The sequence below is a fragment of the Suttonella indologenes genome, assembly GCF_900460215.1.
GTDB lineage: Bacteria > Pseudomonadota > Gammaproteobacteria > Cardiobacteriales > Cardiobacteriaceae > Suttonella > Suttonella indologenes.
In genome coordinates this window covers 46,598-65,570 of record NZ_UHIA01000002.1, presented here as the reverse complement: position 1 = coordinate 65,570, position 18,973 = coordinate 46,598, and the positions used below count along the sequence as shown (strand labels likewise).

At 45.5% G+C, this 18,973-nt stretch carries 20 protein-coding genes; 17 read left to right on the top strand and 3 right to left on the bottom strand.

Features of this window, described 5'->3' with window-relative positions; genetic code table 11:
• Positions 1 to 256, bottom strand: a 256-nt coding sequence (gene trpF, locus DYC63_RS00380) for a phosphoribosylanthranilate isomerase (protein ID WP_484420468.1), incomplete at its 3' end; no start/stop codon positions are given.
• A gap of 179 nt (positions 257 to 435) precedes the next feature.
• On the opposite strand from trpF, the gene DYC63_RS00375 reads away from it, so the two are divergent.
• The 3 genes from DYC63_RS00375 (at position 436) to DYC63_RS00365 (ending at position 2,919) form a co-directional block, all read left to right on the top strand.
• On the top strand, positions 436 to 900 hold the full coding sequence (locus tag DYC63_RS00375) for an invasion associated locus B family protein (RefSeq protein ID WP_115217415.1): 465 nt from the start codon (positions 436 to 438) through the stop codon (positions 898 to 900).
• A 67-nt stretch (positions 901 to 967) separates the two neighbouring features.
• Positions 968 to 1,636, top strand: a complete 669-nt coding sequence (locus DYC63_RS00370) for an HAD-IB family phosphatase (RefSeq protein WP_115217414.1) — start codon at positions 968 to 970, stop codon at positions 1,634 to 1,636.
• A complete protein-coding gene (locus DYC63_RS00365; RefSeq protein WP_172459343.1) occupies positions 1,633 to 2,919 on the top strand; it encodes an ATP-binding protein in 1,287 nt (428 codons plus the stop codon). The genes DYC63_RS00370 and DYC63_RS00365 overlap by 4 nt, the downstream gene beginning before the upstream one ends.
• A 59-nt stretch (positions 2,920 to 2,978) precedes the next feature.
• Here the strand turns inward: DYC63_RS00365 and mobH are convergent, their stop codons facing one another.
• Both mobH and DYC63_RS00355 read right to left on the bottom strand, forming a co-directional pair.
• Positions 2,979 to 4,895 (bottom strand): MobH family relaxase, encoded by a 1,917-nt coding sequence (gene mobH / locus DYC63_RS00360; protein WP_115217412.1) that lies wholly within the window; start codon positions 4,893 to 4,895, stop codon positions 2,979 to 2,981.
• Between the two features lie 5 nt (positions 4,896 to 4,900).
• On the bottom strand, positions 4,901 to 5,371 hold the full coding sequence (locus DYC63_RS00355; RefSeq protein ID WP_147284899.1) for a hypothetical protein: 471 nt from the start codon (positions 5,369 to 5,371) through the stop codon (positions 4,901 to 4,903).
• Positions 5,372 to 5,730: 359 nt separating this feature from the next.
• Between DYC63_RS00355 and DYC63_RS00350 the strand changes: the two genes are divergently transcribed.
• The 14 genes from DYC63_RS00350 (at position 5,731) to DYC63_RS00285 (ending at position 18,946) form a co-directional block, all read left to right on the top strand.
• The gene (locus DYC63_RS00350; protein ID WP_115217410.1) at positions 5,731 to 6,432 is read left to right on the top strand and encodes a hypothetical protein; all 702 of its coding nucleotides are present in this window, start codon (positions 5,731 to 5,733) and stop codon (positions 6,430 to 6,432) included.
• A 218-nt stretch (positions 6,433 to 6,650) separates the two neighbouring features.
• Positions 6,651 to 7,382 (top strand): glycoside hydrolase family 73 protein, encoded by a 732-nt coding sequence (locus DYC63_RS00345; RefSeq protein ID WP_115217409.1) that lies wholly within the window; start codon positions 6,651 to 6,653, stop codon positions 7,380 to 7,382.
• The gene (locus tag DYC63_RS13595) at positions 7,379 to 8,266 is read left to right on the top strand and encodes a lytic transglycosylase domain-containing protein (protein ID WP_281267752.1); all 888 of its coding nucleotides are present in this window, start codon (positions 7,379 to 7,381) and stop codon (positions 8,264 to 8,266) included. Before DYC63_RS00345 ends, DYC63_RS13595 begins: the two co-directional genes overlap by 4 nt.
• Positions 8,263 to 10,545 (top strand): type IV conjugative transfer system coupling protein TraD, encoded by a 2,283-nt coding sequence (gene traD / locus DYC63_RS00335; RefSeq protein ID WP_115217408.1) that lies wholly within the window; start codon positions 8,263 to 8,265, stop codon positions 10,543 to 10,545. The genes DYC63_RS13595 and traD overlap by 4 nt, the downstream gene beginning before the upstream one ends.
• Entirely contained in the window at positions 10,545 to 11,261 is a 717-nt protein-coding gene (locus tag DYC63_RS00330; protein WP_115217407.1) for an IncC plasmid conjugative DNA transfer DtrJ family protein, read from the top strand. The genes traD and DYC63_RS00330 overlap by 1 nt, the downstream gene beginning before the upstream one ends.
• A gap of 8 nt (positions 11,262 to 11,269) precedes the next feature.
• On the top strand, positions 11,270 to 11,581 hold the full coding sequence (locus DYC63_RS00325; RefSeq protein WP_115217406.1) for an RAQPRD family integrative conjugative element protein: 312 nt from the start codon (positions 11,270 to 11,272) through the stop codon (positions 11,579 to 11,581).
• The gene (locus DYC63_RS00320; RefSeq protein WP_115217405.1) at positions 11,581 to 11,856 is read left to right on the top strand and encodes a hypothetical protein; all 276 of its coding nucleotides are present in this window, start codon (positions 11,581 to 11,583) and stop codon (positions 11,854 to 11,856) included. Before DYC63_RS00325 ends, DYC63_RS00320 begins: the two co-directional genes overlap by 1 nt.
• 27 nt (positions 11,857 to 11,883) lie before the next feature.
• Positions 11,884 to 12,300, top strand: a complete 417-nt coding sequence (locus DYC63_RS00315) for a hypothetical protein (protein ID WP_115217404.1) — start codon at positions 11,884 to 11,886, stop codon at positions 12,298 to 12,300.
• Positions 12,301 to 12,314: 14 nt separating this feature from the next.
• Positions 12,315 to 12,656 (top strand): DUF3487 family protein, encoded by a 342-nt coding sequence (locus tag DYC63_RS00310; RefSeq protein ID WP_115217403.1) that lies wholly within the window; start codon positions 12,315 to 12,317, stop codon positions 12,654 to 12,656.
• Entirely contained in the window at positions 12,646 to 13,281 is a 636-nt protein-coding gene (locus DYC63_RS00305) for a DUF2895 family protein (RefSeq protein WP_115217402.1), read from the top strand. Before DYC63_RS00310 ends, DYC63_RS00305 begins: the two co-directional genes overlap by 11 nt.
• The gene (locus tag DYC63_RS00300; RefSeq protein WP_115217401.1) at positions 13,278 to 14,123 is read left to right on the top strand and encodes a DUF3438 family protein; all 846 of its coding nucleotides are present in this window, start codon (positions 13,278 to 13,280) and stop codon (positions 14,121 to 14,123) included. Before DYC63_RS00305 ends, DYC63_RS00300 begins: the two co-directional genes overlap by 4 nt.
• An 8-nt stretch (positions 14,124 to 14,131) precedes the next feature.
• Entirely contained in the window at positions 14,132 to 15,667 is a 1,536-nt protein-coding gene (locus tag DYC63_RS00295) for a TIGR03752 family integrating conjugative element protein (RefSeq protein WP_115217400.1), read from the top strand.
• A gap of 14 nt (positions 15,668 to 15,681) precedes the next feature.
• Positions 15,682 to 16,101: a TIGR03751 family conjugal transfer lipoprotein gene (locus DYC63_RS00290; protein ID WP_115217399.1), complete on the top strand. Its 420-nt coding sequence runs from the start codon at positions 15,682 to 15,684 to the stop codon at positions 16,099 to 16,101.
• Positions 16,049 to 18,946, top strand: coding sequence for a conjugative transfer ATPase (locus DYC63_RS00285; protein WP_172459342.1), 2,898 nt, complete (start codon positions 16,049 to 16,051; stop codon positions 18,944 to 18,946). Before DYC63_RS00290 ends, DYC63_RS00285 begins: the two co-directional genes overlap by 53 nt.
• The last annotated feature ends 27 nt before the right edge of the window (positions 18,947 to 18,973 follow it).

Sequence of the window (18,973 nt, the reverse complement as noted above, 5' to 3'; positions counted from 1 at the left end):
CAACGCCGCCCGAAACCGGGCGCAAAATGCCGCTTCTTCCTGACCGTGAAATTGCAAAGACCTCCAGCGGCACTTTCTCTAATACCGCCCGCACAAATGCCGCTTCAGGATTCACAAACAGCCCTACGCTTTGCACAAAAGGCGGCACCGCCGATAACAATGCCGCCGCCTGTTCAATCGAAACCGCGCGTTTTGAAGGCGGATAAAAGACAAAACCCAAAGCATCCGCCCCGCCGCCGCCCGCCGCCTGCCACATCTTCCGCGCAGCTTAAACCGCAAATTTTTATCCGCATAAAGGTTCCTGAAAATAAGGCATCATAGCATAGGCATCGCATCCCGCTCGGCTGCGCCAAGCATTGCGAAATGAAAATCTGCTTGCCTAAGACGATATAATTGATACACTGATACAAATTTTCATTTATATGGAGAGGAACCATGAAATTCAAACAACTCTTGATTGCCGCCGTTTTAGGCACCGGTCTTGCCGCCCAAGCCGCCGTTACTAACGGACAAAAATACGGCGACTGGCAAGGCGTTTGCCAAGAAGGCATGTGCGGCATCATGCAAGAAGCGAAAAACCAAGCCGGTACCGTTGTCGGCTTATTAGCGATTAGAAAAGTGCCTGAAGCCAATAATCAGGCGGTTTTATTCATTACTGTACCTTTAGGCGTAGTCCTACATGCCGGCATCGGCATTGCCGTTGATACGAAAGAAGTGAAAAGTGTTCCCTTGGATTACTGCTCGCCGGGCGGCTGCCATGTTGCCATTCCTTTAGAAAGCGATATATTAAATAAAATCAAAGCAGGTAATAAATTGCAAATCGCCACCTTCGCCGGCGGTCAGCAGCAAACCGTAGAATTTTCCTTAAAAGGCGTTACTTCAGGCATTAACGCACTTTAATGCCATCATAAAAAAGCCGGATAAAACCGGCTTTTTTATTGTCCGCTTTTCTCACACAGGATTGACCATGCCCTTTTTTTCCCTGCCGCAAGCCCTTATTTTTGATTGCGATTCCACCCTAAGCACGATTGAAGGCATTGACGAACTGGCGGCGGCAAAAAATTGTCGTGTCGAAATCGCCGTCCTTACCGACCGCGCCATGAACGGCGAAGTGCCGCTAGAAGCCGTTTACGCCAAAAGGCTGGAGATTATCCGCCCGAGCCGCAGCGACGTGCGGGCAATTGCGGATTTATATGCCGCCAATCCCTGTCTGCATGCGCAAGAAATTGTGCGCCATTTGCAGGACAAAGGAGTACGGGTCGGCATTGTTAGCGGCGGTTTACTGGACGCGGTGCTGCCCTTCGGACAATCGCTGGGCATTGCCGAGGAAGATATTTTCGCTGTTGCCTTGGATTATGATGTGCAGGGCAATTATCGCGGCGTGCTGCCCAGTCCCTTAACGACCGCCGTCGGCAAATTCGAGATCGTGGCGCAATGGAAAGCTCGTCATCAATTCAAAAGCCTGTATTTGGTCGGCGACGGTATGAGCGATGTTGCCGCACTCGGAAAAGCGGCGGCAGATGTAGTTATCGGCTACGGCGGCGTCATTGCCCGCCCTGCCGTACGCGAACAAGCCAGCATTTTTATCGAGCAGGCGGATTTGCTCGCATTGCTCGCCTTATGGGAGGACGCATGAATCAAATTCCTGAAAACATCGGACAATTTTATCTGGGCAATGAAATTCAGCCGGAGCAACGCCCCCTGCTCTACGATGCCGCGGATTTATGCACTCATGCCGTGATTATCGGCATGACCGGTTCAGGCAAAACCGGATTGGGCATCAGCCTCTTGGAAGAAGCGGCATTAGACAATATCCCCGTCATCGCCATTGACCCCAAAGGCGATTTAGGCAATCTCTTGCTCAATTTTCCCCGTTTGCAGGCAGAAGATTTTCTGCCTTATGCCGATGCCGACGTCTTAGCCCAGCAAGGCATCGATGCGCCGACATGGGCGGAAAACACCGCCGAGCAATGGCGGCAAGGCATTGAACAATCAGGGCAAAGCAGCGAACGCATGCAAATGCTCAAAGCCGGCAATCCCGTACATCTCTACACGCCGGGCAGCAGCCTTGGTCTGCCGCTGGCACTAATCGGCGATTTCCCGCCGCCGCCCGCCGAAATTCAAACCAATCGCGAAGCCTATGCCGACTATCTTGACAGCAGCGCGGCAAGTCTGCTTGCCTTGCTCAAGCAAGACAATGACAGCCTGTCGCCGGCGCATGTCTTCCTCACGCACATATTCAATCATTTCTGGACGCAGCAGCAAAGCATAGACTTAGGCGGCTTAATTGCCGCCATCAGCCGACCGCCTTTTGAAAAAATCGGCATCTTGCCGCTTTCGCAAGTCTTTCCGGAAAAATCACGCCAATCCCTTGCCTTAGGACTGAACAATCTTCTTGCCGCACCGGGCTTCGCCCAATGGCGCAGCGGCAAAGCGCTGGATTGCGAAAACCTGTTTTACAGCCCTGAAAAACGCGCCCAAACCAGCATTTTGAACATCGCGCATTTAAGCGACAGCGAAAGAATGTATTTTGTCAGCCTGCTACTGACGAAACTAATTGCCTGGATGCGCCGCCAACAAGGCACTTCCACCCTGCGCGCCATTCTCTATATGGACGAAATCGCCGGCTATCTGCCGCCTAACAGCAATCCCGCCAGCAAAGCCGCTTTCCTGACCCTGCTCAAACAGGCGCGCGCCTTTGGTCTCGGACTCGTTCTGTCCACGCAAAACCCGATTGATTTGGACTACAAAGCCCTTTCCAATGCCGGCACATGGTTTATCGGACGCCTGCAAACCGCGCAAGACCGCAAGCGTCTGCGCGAAGGTCTGCTCAGCGCAGGCGAAGCCGGTTTAAACGCCGCCGAACTCGATCAATGGTTCGACCAACTGGGCAAACGTCAATTCCTAATGAAAGAGTAAAGTTAATAACACCCTAGGTGAGTACATATGAAATGCTCGCAATAAAGAGTAACACCATATTAAACTTTTGCCAAGTTTTTGTTTATTTCAGTTTCATCAAAGATCTGTTTAACATCCTTATTATCACCAGCGATTTTGTCAATATCGAATAAGTAAAAGAATAGTTTGGCACGTTGATTAAACGCAGCAGTCTCACTATGTTTAAGTTGATAGTAATGTATCTGGCCTTTTTTAGCTGGAATATTGAGCTTTTTAGCATGTATAGGTGCCTGTATTTTGGAAATAATACTCTTATCTTTGCTTTGAGCCTCTGAAAGTCCCAAAACATCACATGCAAACTGCGAAAAAATCCGAGGTGTTACCAACGCCACAGCGTAACTATCTTGATGAACTACTTTATTAGCCAAGGTGCCGGTAGCATTGATAATAATGTTTCTGGTTCGGATCTGATCGCAGAACCAATCTAAAAATGCTTTTGCAATATCCATTTCTGCCATAGGATCGGTGTACTTTTGCTCGTCTGTTGCAGATTGGTATGTTGTTTCTGTACTGGTATTAGACTCGTCTGAGCTTATCATCTCGCCCATTCTTATCTGAATTCTTTCTTCTGTTGCAGACAATGGTATGACCTGATTAACTGTCCCAGTATTTATGTTGTCGCCCACATCTATTGCAGATTCCCATGTGTTTTTCTCTGTTGCAGCTCCAAAGAGTTCATCACCTGTTTCATCATAGATAGTCTGTTTATCCTCTGCATTAGGCAGGGATTTTGCAGCCTCCTGTTTCAGTTGAGGCTTTTGGTGGTTAACTGCTTCAGATGGAGATTTAGTTACTTTACCTTCTACTTCACGGATAGTGCCGCCAAATTCGGGAGGCTGAGTCCGGAATAATTTGGCTGTGCGGAATTTGATCACGCTAAACACATCTTTTTTTCCCTGATATATTCGTTCAATATGGTGCATGATCTGCCCATCAGTATTTGTTTCAGCAAAACCTGACTCCTGAAGAATATCGAAAATCCGCAGATTATCTGAAGGAATGTCAGTTTGCCCCTGCTCTCGCAGACTTTCTCGTAAATCATCAGCAAGGATCTTACTGAGAATATAGGTATAGCCTTGCCCAGTGGTATATACGTTGCCGTTGCTGCGATTAATTACAAAATGATTGGATGCCAGTAACTGGCGCAGCTGAGTCATCAGACGCTCGCCTATATTAAGTAGCTCGGCACCCGCAAAGCGTCTCGTTTTGCTATGTGCCAGACTACCTCCGGTAGAATGCCTATCGGCGGTTTTGAGGATTTTTCCGATGATGCCCTGCTCCTCACTCTCGTGGATGTAATCAAGCACCTCCTGCACAATGTGCAAACGCGGCAGCAAATAATTCAGCGCAATCGGATTGAGCAACCACCCCATCAGCGTAGCGCCGAGCGTCTCGTGCAAAGCGTAGTATTTTGTATCTATAAACGCGATACGGTAATTGCGTCCGCTGTGTTTACTGATAGCATCGAAGGGTTGCAGGATGGTGTTGTCTGGGAATATCAGACGACACATGGTGATCCGCTTTCCGGCATCATGCAGCAGAGCTGCCACGAAAATGGCGAAGGTCCAGACATGGCGCTCTGCTTCCTGCTTGTCCTGGTCGGCGAATAAAGGGAGTTTGTATTGCTGGCGCAGAGTCAACGCGTGTTCTATCACTTCCAAGGTGTGAATAAGCAATCCTCCCGGCACGGCATGATGATGGGCTTGTGAAGCCGGTATCATCTGTACCATTTCGGCAAATTTTTCGATGGTTTCCTGATACAGGATATCCCATGTATCGTCATCAATCTGAACAATTCGCTTGATGTTGCGTAGGCGGTTATGTTGCAGTGTAAAATCAATTAATTCCTGAGCGTGCATTACCGGAAGTTTGCGCATATCAACCTGTCCATCCCGGTGCAGTTGTTGCTTCTTACGAAATAAGGGCAATTTGAACATCTTAGTTATTCCAGATTAAAGGGGATACCCCTAGTATTAAGAATATTATGGATCCAGGACACAATAATATCGCCGGAAGGATATTTTTCGTCATAACTGCCGCCATTTTCAACGATATAACCTGCCGTAGTATGACGATGTACAAATTCACGGTAGGTTTCCCGTAATGGCTGCCAGACTTCTATGATCCGATTTTGCACGTCAACCGCATTAGTGCGGTAATACCAGCAATCAAGCTCGACAATGATAGTCCGTAACGCGAGCCGATAGCGCATGGGCTCAAGATTGGCCGGATAATATTCGTCAAATTCGCGTATAAATTTACGCAATGCTGTTTCGGGATTGTCTAGATCTTCAAAATAATCTCTTTTGAACCACCCCTCGTATTGCTTTAGCAGTTGCTCAATAACCGGCGCCATTCTGTTAACGGCATTAATGTAGATGGGAGCTAGATGCCCTGTCTCAAATCGTTTCATTTCTTTGGCTCTTGATATGAAGGGGGAATATGTTATTGACATAACGAGTGTTGTTAATTATGTCCATACTGACACTGAAAGGAATTGGAATTATGTGCATACTTTAAACCTTTAGACCTTTAAGCCCTTAACAACCTTTCAGCCCTTCGTGCCCTTTCCTTTGAACTTTAGTGCTCTGTACGGCCGTGAAGGCCGTGCAGAGCACCCTTTAGGATAGGAGCCCTTGCTCTTACACTAGCCTTTATTGGATTTTTCATCCATAAATATGGTGCATTTTATAAAGTTAAAATATCCCATATTCTCTGAAACAGTAAAATCAACTCACCACAATAACTTCATTTGTTCTGAGAGGAGAGATTATGCGGCGCTTAGTATTTCTTCCGATTTTGCTGTCCGCTGTCGGTCTACAAGCACAGACGTATTACGGCAACGGCTACACCATAGTCGAGGGTTTGGATGGCAACAGCATGGATCTGAACACCCCTGTTTATAAGACCATTACAGCAACAAGTATCGGTAGTGGTCTAACGCAGCTATTAGACGGCAGCGGCTGGACATTAGCCGCAGAATCCAATGCCGATCCGGCTATCTGGAGACTATATAACCAACCCTATCCGGAGTATAAACGTACTCTCAATCCTATCCCTCTAGGAAAAGCTTTGGAATATCTATCGGGAGATGCTTGGGATTTGGTCGTCGATCCGGTTAACCGCCTTATCTCGTATGAGGTCAACCAACGCTATCACACGGTACTGGCTCCAACACTTAATACCCCATCCCTGTATCCAACTGCAACAGAAACAGAATTTCCTGCAACAGTTTTTTCACTAGCTGGCGAAATCAGTAACGCCACATCCAAGGACACTCGCAGCCTCAAAGAGCGCCGTTTGGACTCTTCATTAAGCCAAGTATCATCTTTTTCCCCAGGTCAAAGCAGCAGTAACAAGCATTCTGTTCATTCCGTTCAGGCAGAAACCATTACTGATCAGACTTCCGCCCAGGAGAGCTTTGATATGGGGATTTTTTTACGCAACGTCCAATCTAAAGGAGGCAGCCGATGAAACGCAGCCTATGCCTGTTGGGCAGCCTGATACTGCTTAACGCTTGCACCGTTTTGAATCAGCCAGGTAATCCTTCCCGCGACTGTAACTGGCGAGAGCGTGATCTTACCGTTAGTTGGAACAACCGCACCTATTGGTGCATACCTGATACTGTGAAAACTAAGCCTCGTGTAACTTATGAAGCCAAAAAATGATGCTGAATCAGGCTATCTCAAATAATGAAAATCTCTGTCCTATCACTATGTTTTCTGTTCCTGGTTGTAATTGCCTTATGGGGTTGCGACCGTCAGGAAACAGAGTCTGATTATTCAGAAAACTTCGAAGAGGCAGAAATGGGGTACGGCAATAGTGGCATGAGTGGAGATGAAAATCCAACAATCGGAGTTATTGGAAATGCATCACATCTATTACCAGGTCGTGATGCCAAAAGTAGACATCAAAATTTTATCACTATTGCAAAGATTGCACAGAAATTTGGCGAACCGCATCCAACAGTGTTGGCTGCTCAATGGTGTGGTGAATCTAATTGGGGTGCTAAAGTTTGTGCAAAAAACAACCTTTTCGGAATAAAAGCTGTGAAAGGAGAAAGTTATACTATGTGTCGGACACGTGAGGAAGTCAAAGGAAAAAGTGTCTGGATCATGGCGCCATTTAAAAACCTCAATACCATTGATGAGAGTATTCGTGACAGAGTTGATTTTGTCGTCAGGAATGGGCGTTATAGAAAGCATGGTTATTTTTCTGCACGAACTCCGGCAGACGCTATTGATGCTTTAGCAAGAGCAGGATATGCAACCGATTCCGGCTATAGAAAATTGCTTTTAGATTGTATTAAAAGTGTTCGATATAACGGTCGCCGACTTAATCCCCATCAGCCTATTAGATTTACGGAAGATTTTGATGATTATGCCACAGCTGGCAGTAATGTAGATGCTAGGGGACTAATGTGAAAGTCCTTCAACTGATCACCGTTTTGCTATTAATGCCTACAACAGCCACTGCCGAGTTGCCTGAGCTCTATCGTCAGGTTGCTATCCGTTATGGCGTCAGCGACGAATCCCTCTATCGATTCGCTCTAGGTCAGAGCAGCCGTAAAAGCCATAGCTTGGAAGTACCATGGCCATGGACTGTTCGCGTTGACGGACGTCGATATCAATTCCCTTCCCGTATCGAGATGTTCAATTTCTTGGTCAAAAACCGCAGCAATACCAGCCTACGCTTCGGTTTTGACAACCGCGCCTTGAGTTTTCAGAGCCGCGAGGCTCTGTGGGCTGAACTGGAACCCGAGGCCATGCTAGCACGCAGCGCGGCAGTCATTGCTACACCGGCGGCAGATATTGCAGTCGAGCGCACTTTGACAACACCGGGTGGAAGCAGATCTGAACCGCATCCTGCTCTGCTTTCACCCACCACAACTTCAGACGAAATTCTGATTGCCGGCAATACCGCAGCTATTATCGAACGTGTAGCGGCTGAGGTCGGCATTGATCTCAATCTGCTACATGCAGTAATCGACCAAGAATCAGCATTTAATACCCGTGCAAAATCTCATAAGGGAGCTATGGGTCTGATGCAGTTAATGCCGGCAACCGCCAAGAATCTAGGACTCAGCGAAGTCCAATACTACGACCCTTATCATAATGTACATGCTGGTGCTCGCTATCTTAAGCAGCAATTGCAGGATTTCGGGTCTCTGCCCTTAGCTTTGGCTGCCTACAACGCCGGACCCGGTGCAGTACAAAAATATGGTGGCATTCCACCTTATCAAGAGACGCGTCAATATGTAGCCTCTATTACCTATAAATACAGTCTGCTCGGAGGGGTTATCAAATGAGCTACCAAAAAGAAGTCCTCCTGCGCGACGTGGTTGAATATATTCCTGCTTGGACTTATACAGTCCTGGCAATCATGTTAGTTTTGGCATCTGAATTGGCATTTGTGATTCCCACAGTGGCTTTCACTTTGGCAGGATTATTTATGCTGCGTGCCATCGCGCTCTTTTGGCGTGGCCATAAAATCAAGCGTTATCAGCGTCAACTTACCCGTTTGCCCCTCTACCGCATGCACTCACGCGATGTACCTAACTCGCAGAAGGTACAATTTTTAGGCATGGGCTTTGAGTGGACGGCCATCCACACTCAACGTGCCTATGACCTGAACCAATCCAAAAACGCCAAATATCGACAAATGCCTTACAGCTACCGCTTAGTGCGGCGTATGGAATATAAGTTAGAGCATCGCAAAGGCTGGCAATGGCTGGTTAATTTCACATCATCTTCGGCTCCTGAGGAGCATCCGCTGTTTTTCCTTAATCCTTGGCCGCCGGCACCCAAATTGGAGGGTTATCCCTGGCTGCATGCGGTAGGTATGTACGAGCCGGAGCAACAGATCTTGCAAGAACTGCACAACCGCGTCGGCCATACCTTGGTGTTGGGCACAACCCGGGTCGGAAAAACACGCCTGGCCGAACTGATTATCTCGCAAGACATTGCCCGTGGCGATGTGGTGATTGTCATAGACCCCAAAGGGGATGCCGATCTGATGCTGCGCTGTTACTCGGAGGCACTGCGTGCCGGTCGTGAAGACAAGTTCTATCTGTTCCACCTCGGCTATCCTTCTATTTCGGCGCAATACAACCCAGTCGGTTCGTTTATGCGTATCACCGAAGTGGCGACACGGATTGCCGCACAGATGCCGGGCGAAGGCCAGTCGGCCGCCTTCCGCGAATTTGTCTGGGGCTATGTCAACCAGATCGCCAAGGGCCTTGTAGCCGTGGGCAAGACTCCTACCTATCCGTTGATCAAGCAGTACAGCCAAAGCTTGGAGCCCCTGTATATTGAGTTTATGGACCAACTTTTGAGCTCGCGCATGACCGGCTATGAAAATACCCTCAAAGAATACCAACGTATACTCGCATTGCCGAAAGCCGAAGACCGGCGTGCCGCCGGCCTGATGGACGACATCAGCAAAATCAGCCGCGACCGCGATGCTTTGGCTCGCTATCTGATTTACAAACACAATCAGGGCAAGCTGCTGTTCACGGCAAATGAGCTCGATACCGCCCAATCTCTAACGAAAGCCTTTGTCACTGACCAACAATATTTAAGTAAGTTAGTGGCTTCTCTTGATCCGTTTTTAGAAAAAATGACGACCGGTGCAGTAGCTGATCTCATTTCCCCGGCCAACCTCGATCCGCAAAAGCCGGTGTTTGAATGGGGGAGCATTATCCAGTCCGGAGGAATTGTCTATGTAGGCCTCGATGCCCTCTCCGATCAGGAGGTCGCTCGCACTGTCGGTGCTTCCATGCTCTCTGATCTAACCTCGCAGTACGGACGCATTTACAAAGAGGGTCGCGACCAAGGTCTGCCCGATATTGGCAAAGCGCGGCGCATCCGACCGATTCGGGTCCATATCGACGAAGCTAATGAGCCGGCTGATAAAACCTTAATTCCCTCGCTGAACAAAGCCGGGGGGGCCGGCGTATCTGTAACTGCCTATACACAGACCTCCTCGGATTTCGAGGCACGCCTGGGAAGCAAAGCCTATGCCAACCAAATGTTCGGTAACTTTAATACTGTCATCATGTTTCGCGTACAGGATGAGGACACCAGCAACATGTTTGTACGCAAGCAGCGTCAAATAAAGGTCAATGATTTACTGGTCTTCTCCGGCACATCTGATTCCTCCGACCCTAATTCTTCGGTAGATTTCACGTCCTCAACACAATCTCGTATGCAGGAAGTCCAAGTACCGTTGTTGGCGGCTACCGACCTGCTGCAGTTACCCAAAGGGCAGTTCTTTATGCTTATGGACGGAAACAAATTATTTAAAGGACGCGTACCTTGGCTCTTGCCGGATCGCAATGACAAAGTTCCTGACGACATTCGTCTTGCTGCGGAAAAAATGCGCGAGCAATATCAAAGCCAGGTACCTCAATGGTATGGTTATGAAGAAGTTTTAAGTCCTGTGGATATATTCCCGGGCGATGACGACCCCCAAGCTAGCAACAACAAACTGACCGATAACATCCGTGAGGTCTGGGTCGATGATATGGATATGGATTTTACCCTAGGCAGCCGTCATGAAGATTTGTTGCATGATGAGGATCTTTGATGTCTAAGCAAAATACACAAAATAACCAACATACCAAACAGAACATCGGGATTTTCGGACTAATGTTCCTTCCCCTGACCCTAGGGCTAAAAATGCTGTTTTACCTCGTTTCTGCCGTATTAATCTCGGTATTGATCGAGTGGGGAGGAATGATTACCGGTATTTTTGACCATCAACATGCCGAAAGCGTCTTGATCATCGAGCTAGGATATTTGGGCGATAATTTGCCCACAACTATCACAGGACTCTCTGCCGAAGAATTAGGTACTCGAGTAGTGGATTTTTTCAAAGTATCTCTAGTCCCCACGAGTAGCAAACCTTTGGCTGCCGGTGGAGAATATTTCTTTGTAAGATGGGTCAATGACATCTTTGCCAATTGGCCTTATTACCGTAATGCCTTTGTATTTGTGCTGATGGTTATCGGTATCCGCTTCGTCATTATAGTCTTATCTAGCCTGTTATTCGTATTAGTTGGTGTTGCCGCAGCCGTGGATGGTCTTCATTTGCGCGAGCTGCGCAAATTAGGGGGAGGAATAGAGCATGCCGGCATCTACCACCGTGCTAAAGCTCTCTTACCCTATACCATTTGGTTTGCTCCCGTACTTTATTTGGCCTGGCCTGGGGCAATTAATCCTAATTTCATCCTGCTGCCCGGCATGACTCTGTTTTTCATGAGCGTGCTGATCAGCTTTGCGACGTTCAAAAAATATCTCTAGGAGGAAACATGCGAATACTATTGAAAAATTTGCTATTAATTGCTTGCTGCCTGAGTCAGACACAAGCTTTTGCTGACGAGCGTAGTGATATTGCCGCTTTACTTCGAGAATTGGAGTATCTACGCGAGCGAGTGGAAGCAATGGCACAGAAAAATAGTGAAAATACGGCAAAGATCCGCTTCAATTACCGCGCACTTTTAGAACAAATGCAGGTGACCGAAAATGGTATCCGCGCTTACCTCAATGCTCAGATCGATACTATTCATCTAACCCCACCTAAACCTGTTGACTCAAGCCTTTACGGTGTTAGGAGAAATTAATGGCAGAAAAGACTATTGCAGAAGTACGAGCATCTTTTGATGCTGCCGGAACCGGTGGTAATAGTGATGCTAAAGCCGGCGCCTATTCTGTCTTGTTTATTGCTGTCCTTATTGGCGTATTTTTGATCTTTCTAATATTTGCCAGTCTATCTAGCCTACGCATGGGAGAAAGAGACGAAGAACGCGGCATAAATTTCATGCGCGTAGCCGGCATCGGTCTGATGACACTATTTATTCTGTTGCTATTTATAGGTGTAGTAACAGTTACTACTTGATTTTTTAACTCAACAATGGAGATTACTATGTTGAAAACTACCCTGCTCCGTCAATATGACAGTCAGTACCTTGGTCGCCTATTCGTTATGGTTTGTCTAATAGGCTTTTTGCTTACATCCCCCGATGCCTATGCACAATTTGCATTACCCGCCGGAGATCTAAAAATCCCTGGTGTAGATACTTCTGATGGCAACTTCCTTAAAGCCTTTGCCACGATTATTTCTGCAATTATTGTCCTAATGGCTTTAGCTGGAGTGGGTATTGGTATGGCGGAAACCATATTCACTATGTTTTCTGCAGCCAATCAAGCTAGACGTGACGGCGAATGGGGTCCAACATTTAAAATTATCGGTATTATCATTATGGTATTAGTGTTTGCCCTAATGCTGTTTTACGTGATTAACACCTTTGTGTTAACTCCACTATCAAAAATTTTTGCTTAAGCGGCAAAAATAATATGACTTATAAACCAGATAAAACTCTGACACGGCTTGAAGAAGAACCTGAAAGTGGGTTCTTCGGCTGTACCTTTTCCGAGCTCAAGGTGGCTATGCGTAGCGGACTTATTGTTTTTATCATGGCAATGTTATGCTTGATATTACTTATTCACTGGACGCTAGCAACGGCCTTAGCAATTCTTCCGGGGGTATGGTGGTTTTTCCGCAAGGTAAAACAATTTACTCGGCTACGTGCCGACAAGCCGCTTTATTATCACCGACATGCTATGACATCTAAAAGCGCCCGTTTTATTCATCCGGCAAGGCGCTATCAACGAGAGAGAACCTCAGATGGCCATTAAAAACAAATTTTCAGAGACAAATCGTTACATTCGTTTTTTGCATCGTTGCATCATAGGATTAATTATTTTACTTGGACTTTTTTCATTTGCATTTGTTCGAATTCCTAAGTTTATTACCGTATATACGCCTCCTGATACCAGCAAGGCTTTCATGCACAAAGTAGCGGAAATTCCTTCTCATGCAGTCTACAGTTTTGCTCGTACCTTTTGGGAATCACTAAATTATTGTGAGAAAGATTGTGCAGATGAATATCCTCAGCGCCTTAGCAGCTACAGTCACTATTTAACTCGTCGCTGTCTGACAGATTTACAGCGACATTTCGATAACAATCGTGGTCTATATAGTTACCGTAACCGAGTTTTGCTACCTACTGAAAATGCTTTATTTAACGAGAGTAGTGTTAAAGCCTTATCTGCTGATAGTTGGTTAGTTAAACTGGAATACAACCTAAAAGATGAAGTCAGTGGCTCGTTAACTCGGTATAACCGGATTCTTTATCCTTTGATGGTAGTCAGATCTAATCGCCCTTTGGATCTAAATCCCTTAGGTCTTGAGGTGGACTGCTATTACGGTAATGGTCCTACTATTCTCGAACAATATGATATTTCGGAGAAAGCACGATGAAAAAATTACAGTTATTTCTACTTGCTGCTTTGTTGCCATTACAAAGCCTAGCGAGAGAAGTCGTTTTTGATGAGAAACCCTTGCCATTACGCTTACCAATAGGTAAGGAAACCATCATTAAATTTCCCCAGGCAGTAGCACATATCTCAGTTTTAAGTGAAGCAGCTGACCAATCCCTAAATTCATTCCTTACACCTGAAGGAGTAATTTATTTAACGCCTGATAACCCTTTTGAGAAAGCTAGAGTGGTAGTTGAACAGATAAACGGAAAATTGATTATGCTCGATATTACCGCTTCTGATCGTGGACCATTCGATGGCGATACCACTATTATCGAAAAAGTAGCTGAAGTCACTAAGCCAGCACCAAAAGCTATGGCAGCACCTGAGAAACCCAAAGAAAATCCTTATAAACCAGATTTTCTCAAAGATGGGGAACCTAAAACACTAACAGCATCACCTACGCCTTCTACTCCAGGCTATCATCAGATGGTTCAATTTGGTTTTCGCCATTTCGTAGGTCCTTCGCGGCTCATCGGTCCTGATTTGGGTTCCCTTGTTACCGTTAGTAAAGGGGAATTTAACAGTATCATACGGATTGATGGAGCAAGATTATCTCTTAAACCACTTAAGCAATGGGAAATACAAGGCCACTATCTCACAGTAATTCTTGTCAATAACCGTTCTCATAAACCTTATGAATTTGATCCTCGTGCTATCCGTGGCCGCTGGGTCTTTGCAGCCGCCTTGCATCCAAGATTAGATTCCTCTGGTAGTCAACGCGATCAGACCCTGTGGGCTTTAATCAGCATGCTCCCTTTTGAACAAGCTATCCACCGTTAGGAGGACATATGAAACTTGCCAAGTTCCTCTTATTTGCAATTGTTGTTGCTGCCGGATTCATTATTTACTTAGTTTTAAGACCAAGTAAAACTTATAACATACCAGAAAATAGAACCATTAATGGGCAGCAGCAAAATTTTTGGCGTGGAGATGATCCTACTTATGCAGAAGAAGTTCGTAAGAGTTCGGCTCTTACCTTAGAAACTCAGCGTCAACAACAAGTTATTCGTCAAGAATTGGAAGATGCTAAAAGCCGTCTCGAGAGTGAGAATGCCCGTTTGCACCAACAACTTGAAAACCTTCTTGGCCAGATGAGTCAATTGCGTAATGAAATTACTGGTAGTAGCCGTCAGAATGTAGAGCAGGCAAGCCAAGCTCTTGAAGAAAAAATCAGTGAACTGAACAATCTTACCGTCGAACTTCAAGAGCAAATTAAAGTAGGCGAAGCACATTATCAAGAATTACTGGATCGTTTTGAAAAAAATAGAAGTTCAACTGCAACAGAAAATAATGTTGCTCTTCAGACGACAATATCCCCATCTGTATCAGTGCCTCTACAAGAACCCACACCCACTACTAAAGAAGAACCTGTTGAAAAAAATTTTTATGCTGTAAAGGGCTCTATTACACCTTATGTCAGCCAAACCAATGGATCATCAAACACGGCACTTAACAACCGACAAGCAAGCAACTCCATTGAACAATGGATGAATAAAATAGTAGGGGGTAATGAAACAACCATTAGTGATGCTAACTCAAACCCTCGGTTGCTTCCACAAGCCCAAGTAAATCAGAAAAAAGAAGAATGGCCGACTGTTTTTCCAGTCTATACATTGCCGCCTAATACCGTACTACAAGCTAAACTTATCACACCAGTAATCGGGAGAGTACCGATCGGTGATAACACCATCGAAGACCCATTCTTTTTCAGATTACAGATCGGCTCGGAAAATTTGGCTGCCAATGGTCATCATATCCCCGGTATCAGCGGCATGATCGCCAGTGGCTATGCAACAGGTATACGAGAACAACAATGTGCTCGTGGTTATATTGATAGCCTCACTTTCATTTTTGTTGATGGTCGTATAGCAAATTTCGGCAAAAACGCTGAAGAAGGTAGTAGTCACAGTGAGTCATTAGGCTATCTTTCAGACGCATGGGGGAAACCTTGCATTCAAGGACAATACATCGACAATGCTTCCGGTTATCTTAAATCTCGTGGTGCTGCAGCTTTCCTAGAAGCTGCAGCTGAGGGATTATCCCAAGGACAAGTTAGCTATAGACAAAATAGCGATGGTAACTATACCGCGATGCTTGATGGAAATGTATGGCGTTTTGTGTTTGGTCGCGGCATTTCTGGAACGGCTACGGAATTTGCTGATTATGTACGAGAACGGACCGCAAATGCCTTCGATGTGGTATATGTAGAACAAGGACAGAATGTTCAAATTATGCTCAATGATATGGTACCTATCGACTACGATGCCAATGCCCGCAAGGTTAACTATTACAGTGAACCCAATCGTGCTTCCTACTATGACTAAACAAAGGAATATATATGAAACCATTTGCTAAACAGTCGTATTTTCTAATCACTCTCATAACTGCTGCTGCACTCAACGGCTGTACTTTAAAATCAGCAGATAAGGACAAGCTACTCCCAGATAGCGGACCAACAACTGCAGAATTAATAAAGGGGCATAGTGAAACCTTATCAAAAGTCTACTATGGAAATGATGAATACCACCATGGCCAAGCCATTTTAGCTGCATATTCTCCCAATAGCAGCCATAGTAGTAGGCACGTAAATGAACTTCAGCGCGATTTTCAACAGATACCTAATCCACAAATAGTGGCATATGTTTATCCGCACCTCAATGATGGAGAATTACCAATTCCCGGCTATTACACAATCTTCAATCTCTATGAGCGTAATCATTATGCGTTATCTAACGAGGGATATTATGAAATCCGCTAAAAGGAAAGCCAGTAACGTTGGTCAAGTAGGGACCTCCCCTATCAAAAAGGAAAAACCGACAGTCCATCCTTTGATAAATTTCTGGATGAGGCTTACTGGCGAATGGCCACTCTCCGGTCCACCCGAGCTTACCGAAGAACAATACAGGCATCTTTTTGACAGCGCACCGGCATTTGCTGACTATTTCCCAGTAGTCGATTATAGCGATGAAGATGAGTCATATCTCTTAGACGACGGTGTAAACGTGGCCAAAATCTGGCGTGTCAACACTCGTTACATGTATGCTGGTAGTAGTGAAAGTTTAGAGCGGTTTAATATAGCGATTACACAGGCGCTGGATGCTCTACCTGCTGAAGAAGAATTTCCCTATATTGCCCAATTTTTTGCTCTAAAAGAAGATAAAAACTCTATTATGGATGATTTAAGCCGAGCAGTGGCAGAACGCGGTTTATCTGAAGATCCTTATAGTCGTGCGATATTAGAAGCTAACCGAGTACATAGCGAATTAATCAGCCATCCAAAAGGAATTTTCCCCGATAGCAGGTTAGCTGGTAACGTGCAAGGCTGGCGTGTTGGCGAACAATCTGTTTATTTATGTATTTACCGTAAAGCTCCGCAAAAATTTTGGAAAAAGAACAATAAACGCAGTCCTGCCGATCAATTAGCTTACGACTTAGCAGCCTTCTACAGTGCACTTAGTAATGCAGGGTTATCACTGACACCTCTCCTGCCCCATGAGCTGGTCAATTGGCTTTCTCCATACTTTGGGGGAGAAGGAATTGATGCTAATACTCTGGAACAAATGCAAAAAACAGCTTCCTACGACCTGGGGCAGTTAGTGTTTAATCAACAACCGCAATATCATCGTAGTAATGATGAACGCGAACGTGGTATTTGGCGTTTTGGTGATCAATGGTTACGTTATTTAACCATAGGAGGTATTGATCAACCTCCACGAGATGGACTATTAACATTGGGTGTTCAGCATATCGAAGGCAATAACCCAACAATAGATGCTTCAATTTTCGAGGAGTTGCCAGTAGGAACAATGATGACCTGGACAGTAATACCACGCTCCGACTATCTGATGCAAAATGAGATTAAAGAAGTTTTATATATGTCTGAAGACGGCGCATCCAGAGAAGCTGTCTTTGCTACCGAGCAGGCTACAGAAGCCCTCGAAGAAATGATGCGTAATGGTCAACGGGTATTTTACGTACAAATGGGGCTTTACCTGCGGGCAGATTCGTTACAAGAATTAATTGATGTTGGTGAAACAGCAATTGCTAAAATTAAATCCGGTGGCTGCTTCCAGGTAATCAACCCTCGTTTTGATCTCATCAGTCAAGACAGCTTCATACGGGCACTACCAGGAGTCTACGATTTTGCACATGACCGTAATGCTGCTTTACGGGCTCGGAAGTGCTATACCTCTCACCTAGCATCTTTACTCCCATTTTACGGAAATAAAAGTGGTAGTAAGAATCCTTGTTACATCATGTACAGTCGTACAGGAGAACCATTTTACCTTAACCCTTTCCATTCATCCGATCGAGAAAAAGTCTCTCATGAGCTTTTTTTTGGTCCTTCAGGATCGGGAAAATCAGCTTCGATTTGTTATATGGCAATGCAGTCCATGGCTGTAAACAACCCACGAATGTTCTTATTTGACTACGGAAATTCCTTCAAATTATTAGGCGATTACATGGAACGTCATGGAAAAAAAGTTAAGCGCTTCGTCTTAAACGGCAATTCCAATGATGTTTTGGCACCATTTTTTGAAACTCAGAAAGCTCTAGCAGAAGTGAATAAAGCACGGGCTATCAATGAAGGCACTTGGATGAAAAATTCTGATTCAGATGCTGATGGTGATGAAGAAAGGGATTACTTAGCAGAAATGGAATATATTCTCCGTATTATGGTCACTGGTGGCAAAAATGATGTCAACTTATCACAATCGCAAATTGCCTGGATACGTGAGGCGCTCATCAGGGGTTTGAATAAATCGGTCGAACAAGGCGAACCTCATGCTCGTCCCGTCCATATGGAACAAGCAATGCGAGACATGGCTGATGAAGAAGCTAAACGAGAAGGAAGGCTCGAAAAAATCGCATTGGAACTACGAGAAATGGCTGATGCGATTAGTCTATGGACTGGTGGGCTTCACGGTATGTTGTTTAACCGCCATGCAAGCGGTTTCGGTGAAGAATATGATTTGACTATCGTAGAACTTGGGGCCTTAGGTAAGGAAGGCAAGCAAGACATGTTGGCTGTAGCCGGTTTATCCGCTATTTATACCATCACTGCCATGGCTGAAAAATTACAGGGTAGCGGCCGCGATATCGAAATTAAGATCGATGAGGCGCACCTGTGGGCTAAAATCCCGCTGTTAATGTCAGGACTGGTTGTCGCAGTCAAAGTCTTTCGCAAACTAGGCTGTTGGCTGATGGTCATCACTCAAGATATCAGCGATTTTGGTGGCGATGGGCAGAAAATATTGGGTAATGCAGAATTTTGGTGGTTGATGAAAATGAACGAAAAGGAGATCAATCAAGCCGAAAGTATTCTAAATCTCAGTTCTGAGACCAAGTACCTCATCAAGTTTCCTCGCAAGGAAGAACGCCGATTTGTGGAAGGTATCTCACTCTCTGCTCGTTTCCCCGATACCTTAATTCGCTATATCCCTCCCTCTCTTATGTTAGCCCTTGGGCAGACAGATTCAAAAGAAAAGCAGCAACGATATCAACTGATGAAAGAAAAAAATATTAGCGAACTGGATGCCGCTTTGTTGATTGCTGAAGAGATTGAGCTTTCCAGACGCCGCTTTCAAAAGGAAAAAATCTAATTCATTGAAAAATATGGAGAAATATCT